We start from the raw sequence: 10,846 nt of genomic DNA on the forward strand, positions 1-10,846 counted from the left end.
GCGTATGCGAGCGATTATCCGATTGATGCAGCGGCTGCAGCCGCTGGAAACCCCGGCCCGGACGCTGTTCGCGCTGGTACTGCGGGTCTGGCTGTTCCGGGTGTTCTTTGTCTCCGGGCTGACCAAGATACAGAGCTGGTCGACAACCCTGACGCTGTTCGAGTATGAATACGATGTACCGCTGCTGTCGCCGGCGATGGCTGCCTACTTGGCGACCGGTGCGGAGCTGATCCTGCCGTCGCTCCTATTGGTGGGGCTGTTGGGGCGGTTCAGCGCGCTGGCGCTGTTCGTGTTCAACCTGGTGGCGGTGACCTCCTACCCGGATATCAGTCCGGCCGGGGTACAGCAGCATATCATGTGGGGCGTGATGCTGGCCTATTTCGTGGTCAGCGGGCCGGGCAAATTGTCGCTCGATCACTGGTTGCTGCGCCGTTACGGCGAGCGTTGAGTGGAGGGGCCCCGTAGGGCGTCACCCGGGGCGCCACCGCCGCAGGCGGTTGAAAACGCCTGCCGGCGTTTGGCCGGCCGGGCCTACCTGGCCGGGTCCGGCCCTACATTGGCGTGTTGAAGAATCAGCAAGAGTTCCAACCACAACGGCGGTAAAAGGCCGTTGTGGCTGGAATCGAGAGAGGATATCTACGAAGCTCAGCGCCTCCGCTACCGCCGGTCTATCCGATCCGGCGGACTGCTTTAAGCTTGTCGCTTGCGCTTAAAGCTTGTCGCTCCGACACTTACTTCAGCTTGATCTCCATCGGCTGGATATTCTGCCGCACCAGCTTGTCGTGGGCGCGGTTCATCAGCGACCGGTTGTCGAACGGGCCGACCCGTACCCGGTACCAGACACCGTTCTGGCCTGTAGACTTGCTGGTGTGAGCATTGGGCAGTCCCAGCAGGATCAGTTGGGCGCGCATCCGTTCGGCATCGGCCGGATCGCGGAACGAACCGGCCTGCAGCAGGTACTTGTACTCAGTCTTGGCATCGCGCGGTGTAGAGCTGTAGGCGTCTACCTGGTCGGTCTGCACCTCGCTCTTGGGCAGCATCTTGTAAAACTCGAACCGCTCACCCTGTTCGGCCTCCGGCTGCGGCGCCGGTTTGGCGACACTGGCTTTCGCCGCCGGCTTGGCGGCGGGCTGGACGCTGGGCTTGGCCGGGGCCGGCTGGCTGATCCGCTGGCTCGGGTTCACCTGAGTCAGGCTGTACAGCAGATAACCCAGACCGCCGACCATGGCCACTGCGACCAGCAGTTTCAGCCAGGGTAGCCGGCGCTTGGCCGGTGCCGGCTTGCGGGCATTGCCGGAGGGGCGCTTGGGCGCGGTGCGGCTGGCGCCACGGCCGCCCTTTTTCTGGCCGTAGTCCTTGCGTGCTGCCATCGGCTTACATCTGCTCCGGTGCTTCCACGCCCAGCAGGGTCAGGCCGTTATGGAGCACCTGGCGAGCCGCTTCGCTGAGGGTGATGCGGGCATTACGCAGCGCGGCATCGTCGATCAGCATCTTGTTGGCGTTGTAGTAGGAGTGGAAGTCGTTGGCCAGTTCGCGCAGGTAGTTGGCCAGCATGTGCGGCTCATAGTTCAGCGCGGCGTTGGTCAGCACCTCCGGGTACTTGGACAGCTTGGTGATCAGGTCCTTTTCGTGCTCGGTGTCGAGCAGTTCCAGCTTGGCCAGGCCGGCTTCGCGATCCCATTCCAGACCGGCTTCGGCCAGTTTGCGCTGCACCGAGCGGACCCGGGCGTGGGCATACTGGATGTAGTACACCGGGTTGTCCTTGGATTGGGACTTGGCCAGCTCCAGGTCGAAATCCATGTGCTGGTCGGCCTTGCGGGTCACATAGAAGAACCGGCAGGCGTCGTTGCCCACTTCGTCGCGCAGCTCGCGCAGGGTAACGAAGGAACCGGAACGGGTCGACATCTGCACCCGCTCTTCACCACGGTAGAGGATCGCGAACTGTACCAGCCGCACCAGCAGCCGTTCCGGGTCGTAACCCAGTGCCTGGCAGGCGGCTTTCATGCGGGCGATATAGCCGTGGTGGTCGGCGCCCCAGATGTACAGCACCTTGTCGAAGCCGCGCTCGAACTTGTTTTGCAGGTAGGCGATATCGGAGGCGAAGTAGGTGGTCTGGCCGTTGGCGCGGCGTACTACCCGGTCCTTGTCGTCGCCGAAGGCGGTGGAGCGGAACCAGAGGTTGCCGTCCTGCTCGTACAGGTGGCCGTTCTGTTGCAGCTTGTTCAGTGCGCTGTCGACATCGCCGTTGCTGGTCAGGCTGCGTTCTGAGAACCACTGCTGGTAGGTGACGCCGAAGCCGGCCAGGTCGTCGCGGATATCGCCGAGGATCGAGTCCAGCGCGGCATCGAAGAACAGCCGGTAGCCCTCTTCGCCGAGCAGCAGACGGGCCCGCTCGATCAGACCGTCGATGTGCGCTTCCTTGTCGCCGCCGGCCGGCTCGTCGGCCGGGATGCCCTGCATCAGGTCGGACACCGGATGGCTCAGCGCGTTGCCGTGCTGCTCATAGAGCTCGGCGGCGATATCGTGGATATAGTCACCCTTGTAGCCGTTGCTCGGGAAGCACAGTTCGGCACCGCATTTTTCCATGTAACGCAGCCAGACGCTGGTGGCCAGGATGTTCATCTGGCGGCCGGCGTCGTTGACGTAGTACTCGCGTTCTACCGGTACCCCGGCGGCTTCCAGCAGGTCGGCGACGGAAGCGCCGTAAGCGGCGCCGCGGCCGTGGCCGACATGCAGCGGACCGGTCGGGTTGGCGGAGACGAACTCGACCTGCACCCGTTCGCGGCTGTCGGCCTTGCCGCGACCGAACTGGCTCTGCTCGGCGAGGATCTGCTTGACCACCTCGGCGGTGGAGGCCTGACTGACGAAGAAGTTGATGAACCCGGGGCCGGCGATCTCGGTTTTTTCGACGAGCTCGGAAGTCGGCAGCGCGGCGACGATCGCCTGGGCCAGTTCGCGCGGATTGCGTCGGGCCGGCTTTGCCAGGGTCAGGGCGATATTGGAGGCAAAATCGCCGTGGGATTTATCACGGGTGTTTTCCACCATGACATTGACCCGGGTTTCGGCCGGCAGGGTGCCGTCGGCCAGCAGTGCGTCAACGGCAGACGCGATCAGTTCCGCAATTTGTTGTTTCATCAGCCTAATGTGGTTACCGGTTGGTGTATGGGGTGGGGCGACTAACTGCAGGCCCCGCCGAGGAACCGCGTATTATCGCGATATCCTGTGACATTGTTAAGGGGCGGTTGGCCGTTTTTTGCGCAGCACAATGCCGGCCGGGAAAAGCGGCCGGCGGCGGGCGCCGCCGGCCTTGGCATGATCAGATCTGGAAGCGCTGTACCAGCTGCTGTTGGGTCTGAGCCAGGTTCAGCAATTCGTTGCTGCCGCCGGCGGCCTGCTCGGCACCGGTGGCGGTTTCCGCGGCCGCTTCATTGACCTGCACCAGGGTGCGGCTGACCTCTTCGACGGCCGAGCGCTGCTGGTTGGCCGCTTCGGCGATCTGGGTGCTCATCGAGCGGATATCGGCGACCGCCGCGCCCATCTGCTTGAGCGCCTCGCGCGAGGTGTTGGCATGGCCGACGCAATCGCTGGCCTGCTGCTGCGAGCGTTGCATGATATCCACCACCTGGCGGATCGCTCCCTGCATGTTCTCGACCATCGACTGGATCTCCTGGGTGGAGTTCTGGGTCCGGCTGGCCAGCTCGCGCACCTCGTCGGCCACCACCGCGAAGCCGCGGCCGTGCTCGCCGGCACGGGCCGCTTCGATGGCGGCGTTCAGTGCCAGCAGGTTGGTCTGCTCGGCGATTGAGCCGATGGTGACCAGGATACTGTCGATCTCGCTGCTGTAGCCGGCCAACTGGTTGCTGACCCCCACCGCCGTCTCGATCTCGTTGGCCTGCTGCTGGATGCTCTGCAGGGTCTGCTTGACGTAGCTGTAAACATCCTGGCCGAGCTGATCACAATCCTGCACCGCTTCCAGGGTGGTGTTACTGTGGCCAGCCACTTCGGCGACGCTGGATTCCATCTCGGTGGCGGCGGCGGCGGTCTGCTCCAGCTGCCGGCTCTGGGCGTTCATCGCTTCGGTGGCGTGGCGGCTGATGGCGGCGTTCTGGTCCGCCACCGACGCCAGTTTGTGGGAGCCGTCGACCACCTGGCGCAGTACCGACTGCAGCTCAGACACCACTGCGTTGAGCGTCCCGCCAAGCTCACCGAACTCATCCTTGCGCTGGTCGTCGAAACGCACCTGCAGGTTGCCGTCCTGTACCCCGGCCAGCTTCTGGCGGATCTCGGCCAGCGGCCGACGCATGGCGTTGATGGTCAATACCGCGACGGCGATTGCCACCAGCAGTGAACCGGCCGCCAGCGCCAGGATCAGCAGGCCGGCGAAGCGGGTGGTGCTGTCCGCCTGCTGGCGCGCTTGATCGGCCTGGGCGGTGGCGGCGGCGATAAAGCGCTCGGCGGCCTGATTGGTCTGCGCAACCTGCTTGCTGGTCTGTTCCATCTGCTGTTGCAGGGTGGCGATCAGCGCGTGCTGCTGGCGGTACATCGCCACCAGGCCGTCTTCTTCGTACAGTGCCTTGTTGATCTTGTCGACCAGGATCTTGACCTGCTTGGCCTTGGGCTCGACCTTGGCGAGTGACGCATGGCTGTCGACCAGTTCGCCCTTGTTGCGTTCCAGCGCCTTGCTGAGATCCTCGATATCGCGGGTACGCTTGTAGTTGATCATCTGGAAGTGGTGCGCGCTGACCGCCCGGGTCAGGCCGCGGGCGACGCGGGCGTTGTCGGGGTGGGTGTCCTCGTTGCTGATATAGCGCTGCGACCAGCCATTGAGGGCGTCGCTGTCACTCTGCAGCTTGATCTCAGCCTCGACCACCCGGCGATCGAGGATCAACCGGTTTTTCTGATTGTCCATCACCTGCTGGGCGGCATTGGCGAAGGCACCGCTGGCGCTACGGATCTCGCCGAGCAGGGCGGTCAGCTCGGGCTGGTCGGCGATCTGCGGTTCCAGCGCGGTCAGCTGTTCGTTGAATGTGGTCAGCCGGCTGTCGAACAGTTTGCGTTCTGCATTCAGGTCCTTGACCCGCTGCTGGGCCAACGCACTGTACAGCGCCTGGTTGGCGGACTGCAGGTTGATCATCTGATTGAAGCCGCCGGTCAGGTTCGGCAGGGCTTCGTCGGTGACCCGGTACATCCCGGAGCTGATGGTGTTGATGCCGAAGGTGGCGCCGCCGGCGATCACCATCATGAACAGTACGAGTGTGGAAAAGCCCAGTGCGATCTTCTGGGTGATCGATAAACTCATGATGTTCCCCAATCCTTGCTTTGTTATTTTTATGGCCCCTCCTAAAACAACCGTCGCAATGGGGGTAAGCGTCGGCCCGAACGTACATGAGCAACGGCTAGGGGCAATCCCTTATAGCTCACTCCAAAGTCCAAGTCCAGCCGGGGCGATGGATCGCTCAAGAAACACTGTTGTTCTATTCCTTTTACATTTCGAGACTTGACCGGCTTCTAAGGGTCTGTCGGACTTAGCTCTGGCCTACTCGGCGCCGGCTTCCTGCTTCGCCCTAACTCCTGCATCCATGCAGTCGTGCGGAAAAGCGGCTATTGGTCATCTGTTCCGAACGAATTCGTTAAATCGCTCGCTATTTGCCTCAGTCGTTCGAAAGATCTGTCTCAATCCCGCTTTCCTTCGCTACGATCGGCCAAGCCCGACAGGCCCCTAGCCGCTCAGTTCATCTCCAGCGGGTCGACGTCCAGCGTCCAGCGCACCTTGCGCGCTTCCGGTTGTTGCTCGAGGAACTCGCACAGCATGCCGAGCCACTGCTGCAGCACGCCGCGCTGGGGGCTCTGGATCAGCAGTTGGGCCCGGAATACACCGGCTTTCTTTTCCATTGTCGACGGGAACGGACCGACCAGATCGACCGCCGGTGGCAAGCCGCCGCGTTCCAGCAGATCGCGCACCGCCCGCAGGAAGGCCTCGGCACGGCCCTGGCGGCTGGCTTCGGCTTTCAGCAACGCCAGGTGCATAAACGGTGGCAGTGCGGCCCGGTGGCGGTCATGCAGTTCGCTGCGGGCGAAGGCGCTGTAGCCCTGATCCACCAGGCACTGGATCGCCGGATGGTCGGCGTGCATGGTCTGCATCAGCACATGGCCGGGCCGTTCGGCACGGCCCGCCCGCCCGGCCACCTGCACCAGCAGCTGGGCGGTACGTTCCATGCCGCGGAAATCGGCGCTGAACAGGCCGCCATCGGCGTTCAGTATCGCCACCAGGGTGACGTTGGGAAAGTGGTGCCCCTTGGCCAGCATCTGGGTGCCGACCAGGATGCAGGGCTCGCCGCTGTGTACCTGCGCCATGATCTGGGCCAGCGCGTCCTTGCGGGCGGTGCTGTCGCGGTCCACCCGCAGCACCGGGTAGTCGCTGAACAGCTGGCGCAGGATCTGTTCGCTACGCTCGGTACCGCTGCCGACCGGCTTCAGCTGCGGGCTGCCGCAGTCCGGGCACTGGGCCGGAATCGGCCGCTGGCTGTCGCAGTGGTGGCAGTGCAGATGCGGCGGGCTCAGGTGCAGCGTCATGTGGGCGTCGCAGCGGCTGCAGTCGGCGATCCAGCCGCAGTTGTGGCAGCTCAGCGTCGGCGAGTAGCCGCGCCGGTTCAGGAACACCAGCACCTGGTTGCCGGCGCCGAGGTGCTGGCGGATCTGTTCGATCATCGGCTCGGCCAGGCCATCGCGGATCGGCTGCTGACGGATATCGAGCAGTTCGAACTTAGGTGGCCGGGCGTTGCCGGCCCGTTCGGTCAATTGCAGGTGGCGGTAGCGGCCCTGCTCGGCGTTCCACAGGCTCTCCAGCGATGGTGTGGCGCTGCCCAGTACCAGCGGCACATCCTCCTCGCGGGCGCGCATCACCGACAGGTCGCGGGCCGAGTAACGGAAACCATCCTGTTGCTTGAAGGAGGCGTCGTGCTCCTCGTCGACGATGATGATGCCGGGGGCCTGCAGCGGTGTGAACAGCGCCGAGCGGGTGCCGATCACGATACTGGCCAGCCCCTCGCGGACTTTCAGCCAGGCGTCCAGCCGCTGGCGGTCGGTCAGGTTGGAGTGCAGCACCACCACCGGCACCTGGAAGCGCTGCTTGAAGCGCGCCACCGTCTGCGGCGTCAGGCCGATCTCCGGTACCAGTACCAGCGCCTGGCGGCCCTGTTGCAGGACCGCTTCGATCGTCTGCAGGTAGACCTCGGTCTTACCGGAGCCGGTTACCCCTTCCAGCAGGAACGGCTGGAAGCCGTCGGCGCCATTGATCGCTTCGACCGCCTGGCGCTGCTGGTCGTTCAGCGGCAGTGACGGCTGGCGCAGCAGCGAGTCCTTGCCGCCGGCGTGGCGGGACGGAGGGTGGTGGACGAACGACTCCGCCAAACCCTTGTCGAGCAGGGTTTTCAATAGCTGGGTGTTGCCGCCCTCGGCACGGATCGCGTCGCTGCTGATCCCCTGTGGATGCTCCTGTAGCAGTTGCAGCAGTTCCCGCTGGCGCCGCGCCGCTTTACCGAGCGCATCCAGCGAGGCATCGGCGGTGGCGCGCCACAGGTGTTCGTGGGCGTACTCGCAGGGAGCGCCTTTGCGTAGTAGCACCGGTAGTGCCTGCAGCAGCGCATCGCCGACCGGATGCTGGTAGTAGCTGGCCGCCCAACGGGCCAGCTTGAGCAGATGGGCCGGTAGCGGCGGAGTCGGATCGAGAATCTCCAATGCCGGCTTCAGCTTGTCCCGCGGTAGATCGCTGTGTGGCTCGACGCTGATCAGCATGCCGATCAACTGGCGCGGGCCGAACGGTACCCGCACCCTGACACCGGGCTGCAGGACGGTGGCATCGACGCCGGCCGGCGGCAGGTAATCGAACAGGCGACGAACCGGGCTGGGGATCGCCAGGCGCAGTACTGACATGGTTTCCTCGGGGCGTACGGAACAGGGCGACAGTGTAGGGACTTTATCGGGGGTTATAAATGGTGATCAAAGTGTTGAGTAGACAGTATACAGTTGGCGGTAGCGGCTGTCGGGGGGAAGGAGAACGGCAGCTTCACTGTCTACTGTAAACTCAATACTCAAAGCTGTTGTCTATATTGCAGCTATCTTGGCCGATGCGTATAATGCGCCGCTTACTCACACCATCGGCCTTGGCCGGACCTTAACTCAGCGCGGTGCCTGGCGAAAAATGACCGGGTGGCGGCGCACATTGAGAGATATAGCGATGAAAGCTGACATCCATCCGAATTACGTAGAAATTACTGCAAACTGCTCTTGCGGTAACACTATCAAGACTAAATCCACTCTGGGTCAGGACATGCACCTGGACGTGTGCTCCGCTTGCCACCCGTTCTACACCGGCAAGCAGAAAGAAGCGACCACCGGTGGTCGTGTTGACCGCTTCAACAAGCGTTTCGGTGCCCGCTCCCTCAAGAAGTAAGCGATGGCCCGGCGTTCGTTCAAAAAGGCACTCCTCTGGGGTGCCTTTTTGTTTTCCGGCCTGTTCGCAGGCCTTGCACTGGCCGACTGCCCGCAACTGCCGGGCGGCGAACAGGTCAGGGTACGTCATATCTACGATGGCGATACCGTCCAGCTGAGCGATGGCCGCCGGGTGCGTCTGCTCGGTATCAATACCCCGGAGCTGGGCCGCGATGGCCGGCCGGATCAAGCCCATGCCGAGGCTGCCCGCCAGGCATTGCTCGCACTGATCGACGATCAACCGCTGCGGCTGGTCGTTGGCATCCAGCCAAAAGACCACTACGGTCGGCTGCTGGGCCACCTTTTTTCACCCGATGGTCGTAATCTGTCCGAACAACTGCTGCGTAACGGTGACGGTTTCTGGGTGGCTGTCGAACCCAATACCCGGCTGGCCGACTGCCTGCAGCGGGCCGAATATGAAGCCCGGCAGGCGCGGCTTGGCGTCTGGGGGACCCCGCTGGCGAAAGCCAAGCCGGCCGCACAGCTGCAACCGGGTGATGGCGGCTTCATGCTGCTGAGCGGCCGGGTCAGCAGGGTGCAACCGGGTCGCCGCCACTGGTATATCGAGCTGGACGCGCGGCTGGCGCTGCGGATCGACAGTGCGTTGGCTGAACGGATCGGCCGGGCCCGGCTGCAGAACCTGCTGAATCAACCGGTGCAGGTACGCGGCTGGCTGATCGACCGTCAGGCCGATGGTCGGACACTGAAGCCCGGCTGGCGTCGCTGGCTGCTGACACTGACCCATCCCGATCATCTGAAACCGCTCTGAAAGCCCCGCCGTTAAGGCGAATTTCCTGCATGTTGCGTGGCAAAAAACCTCAGTTGTAGGGGGTATACCTTTTATATAAGATGAGTGGCTCGTCTTTTGTTAACTATTTGGAACAGCAGCCATGTCTGAAGATATGAAACAAGCCGCTCTCGATTACCACGAGTTTCCGCGTCCGGGGAAAATCAGCGTCGAGCTGACCACCCAGGCCGAAAGTGCTCGTGATCTGGCCCTGGCTTACAGCCCGGGTGTTGCCGAGCCGGTTCGTGAGATTGCCAAGGATCCGGAAAATGCCTACCGCTACACGGCAAAAGGCAACCTGGTCGCGGTTATCTCCAACGGTTCCGCGATTCTGGGCCTGGGCGATCTGGGGCCGCTGGCCTCCAAGCCGGTAATGGAAGGTAAGGCTCTGCTGTTCAAGAAGTTTGCAGGTCTGGACTCTATTGATATCGAGGTCGACGCCGAGAGCCCGCAGGCGTTCATCGATACGGTTGCCCGTATCGCTGATACCTTCGGCGGTATCAACCTGGAAGATATCAAAGCGCCAGAGTGTTTCGAGATCGAACGCGCTCTGATCGAGCGTTGTAGTATCCCGGTTTTCCACGATGATCAGCACGGTACGGCGATCGTAACCGCCGCCGGCATGATCAACGCGCTGGAGATCGCCGGTAAGAAACTGTCCGAAGCCAGCATCGTATGCCTGGGTGCTGGTGCCGCAGCTAATGCCTGTATGAAGCTGCTGGTTAACATGGGTGCGAAAGTAGAAAACATCTACATGCTGGACCGTAAGGGTGTGATCCACTCTGGTCGGGAAGACCTGACGCCGGAAAAAGCAGCTTTCGCAACAGAAACTGACAAACGTACTCTGGATGACGCCATCGACGGCGCCGACGTTTTCGTCGGTCTGTCCGGTCCGAACCTGCTGGCTGCTGAACAGCTGGCCAAGATGGCCGCCAATCCGATCGTCTTCGCGTGCGCCAACCCGGATCCGGAGATCCGTCCGGAACTGGCTCACGAAACCCGCAATGACGTGATCATGGCCACTGGCCGTTCCGACTTCCCGAACCAGGTCAACAACGTACTGGGCTTCCCGTTCATCTTCCGCGGCGCAATGGACGTACGTGCCACCGCGATCAACGAAGAGATGAAAGCCGCAGCCGTACGTGCCATTGCTGAGCTGGCCAAGGAACCGGTGACCCAGGAAGTACTGACTGCGTACGGCCTGGATTCTCTGGAGTTCGGTCCGCAGTACATCATTCCGAAACCGACCGATTCCCGTCTGCTGAAAGCGGTGGCATCCGCCGTGGCACAGGCGGCGATCGACAGCGGTGTGGCGAAACTGCCGCTGCCGGAAAACTACCTGCAGGACTGATTATTCAGTTTGGGTCAAAAACCGCCCATCCGGGCGCTGCGCCCGGATGGGTTGGCTAAACAAATCGCCCCGCACTCGCGGGGCGATTTTTTTTGGCGTGCGCCAGGCATGGCGCGTAGCGCCTTGACTGGCGCTGTTCCGGTACGCGTGGTGGCGGCCGGATGACTTGGTGGTGAAAGTCCACTGTCGGCCCGGCAAGGGGAACGATTAGCCGAACG

8 protein-coding genes are annotated in these 10,846 nt (G+C 62.9%); 4 read left to right on the top strand and 4 right to left on the bottom strand.

Features of this window, described 5'->3' with window-relative positions:
• The first annotated feature begins 4 nt into the window (after positions 1 to 4).
• Positions 5 to 448 carry a DoxX family protein gene (locus K6T12_RS15885; RefSeq protein WP_222223846.1) on the top strand — a complete coding sequence of 148 codons (444 nt, stop codon included), beginning with the start codon at positions 5 to 7 and terminating at the stop codon, positions 446 to 448.
• 283 nt (positions 449 to 731) lie between these two features.
• Here K6T12_RS15885 and K6T12_RS15890 read toward each other — a convergent pair whose 3' ends face one another.
• The 4 genes from K6T12_RS15890 to K6T12_RS15905 all read right to left on the bottom strand — a co-directional run bounded on the left by K6T12_RS15890 (position 732) and on the right by K6T12_RS15905 (position 7,932).
• A complete protein-coding gene (locus K6T12_RS15890) occupies positions 732 to 1,370 on the bottom strand; it encodes an SPOR domain-containing protein (RefSeq protein WP_222223847.1) in 639 nt (212 codons plus the stop codon).
• A gap of 4 nt (positions 1,371 to 1,374) precedes the next feature.
• Positions 1,375 to 3,135, bottom strand: coding sequence for an arginine--tRNA ligase (argS, locus tag K6T12_RS15895; protein WP_222223848.1), 1,761 nt, complete (start codon positions 3,133 to 3,135; stop codon positions 1,375 to 1,377).
• Positions 3,136 to 3,316: 181 nt separating this feature from the next.
• Entirely contained in the window at positions 3,317 to 5,299 is a 1,983-nt protein-coding gene (locus K6T12_RS15900; protein ID WP_222223849.1) for a methyl-accepting chemotaxis protein, read from the bottom strand.
• Between the two features lie 428 nt (positions 5,300 to 5,727).
• On the bottom strand, positions 5,728 to 7,932 hold the full coding sequence (locus K6T12_RS15905) for a primosomal protein N' (protein WP_222223850.1): 2,205 nt from the start codon (positions 7,930 to 7,932) through the stop codon (positions 5,728 to 5,730).
• Positions 7,933 to 8,236: 304 nt separating this feature from the next.
• Here K6T12_RS15905 and rpmE point away from each other — a divergent pair, with 304 nt between their 5' ends.
• From rpmE to K6T12_RS15920, 3 genes are all read left to right on the top strand, one after another.
• Positions 8,237 to 8,452, top strand: a complete 216-nt coding sequence (gene rpmE, locus K6T12_RS15910) for a 50S ribosomal protein L31 (RefSeq protein WP_222223851.1) — start codon at positions 8,237 to 8,239, stop codon at positions 8,450 to 8,452.
• Between the two features lie 3 nt (positions 8,453 to 8,455).
• On the top strand, positions 8,456 to 9,259 hold the full coding sequence (locus K6T12_RS15915) for a thermonuclease family protein (RefSeq protein WP_222223852.1): 804 nt from the start codon (positions 8,456 to 8,458) through the stop codon (positions 9,257 to 9,259).
• 121 nt (positions 9,260 to 9,380) lie between these two features.
• Positions 9,381 to 10,628, top strand: a complete 1,248-nt coding sequence (locus K6T12_RS15920; protein ID WP_222223853.1) for a malic enzyme-like NAD(P)-binding protein — start codon at positions 9,381 to 9,383, stop codon at positions 10,626 to 10,628.
• Positions 10,629 to 10,846 lie beyond the last annotated feature (218 nt).

It is taken from the genome of Marinobacterium arenosum (assembly GCF_019795155.1).
GTDB lineage: Bacteria > Pseudomonadota > Gammaproteobacteria > Pseudomonadales > Balneatricaceae > Marinobacterium_C > Marinobacterium_C arenosum.

Excerpts from the sequence above, each read along its gene's own strand:
- K6T12_RS15885 (WP_222223846.1), top strand. The coding sequence starts at position 5 with ATGCGAGCGATTATCCGATTGATGCAGCGGCTGCAGCCGCTGGAAACC.
- K6T12_RS15890 (WP_222223847.1), bottom strand. The coding sequence starts at position 1,370 with ATGGCAGCACGCAAGGACTACGGCCAGAAAAAGGGCGGCCGTGGCGCC.
- argS (WP_222223848.1), bottom strand. The coding sequence starts at position 3,135 with ATGAAACAACAAATTGCGGAACTGATCGCGTCTGCCGTTGACGCACTG.
- K6T12_RS15900 (WP_222223849.1), bottom strand. The coding sequence starts at position 5,299 with ATGAGTTTATCGATCACCCAGAAGATCGCACTGGGCTTTTCCACACTC.
- K6T12_RS15905 (WP_222223850.1), bottom strand. The coding sequence starts at position 7,932 with ATGTCAGTACTGCGCCTGGCGATCCCCAGCCCGGTTCGTCGCCTGTTC.
- rpmE (WP_222223851.1), top strand. The coding sequence starts at position 8,237 with ATGAAAGCTGACATCCATCCGAATTACGTAGAAATTACTGCAAACTGC.
- K6T12_RS15915 (WP_222223852.1), top strand. The coding sequence starts at position 8,456 with ATGGCCCGGCGTTCGTTCAAAAAGGCACTCCTCTGGGGTGCCTTTTTG.
- K6T12_RS15920 (WP_222223853.1), top strand. The coding sequence starts at position 9,381 with ATGTCTGAAGATATGAAACAAGCCGCTCTCGATTACCACGAGTTTCCG.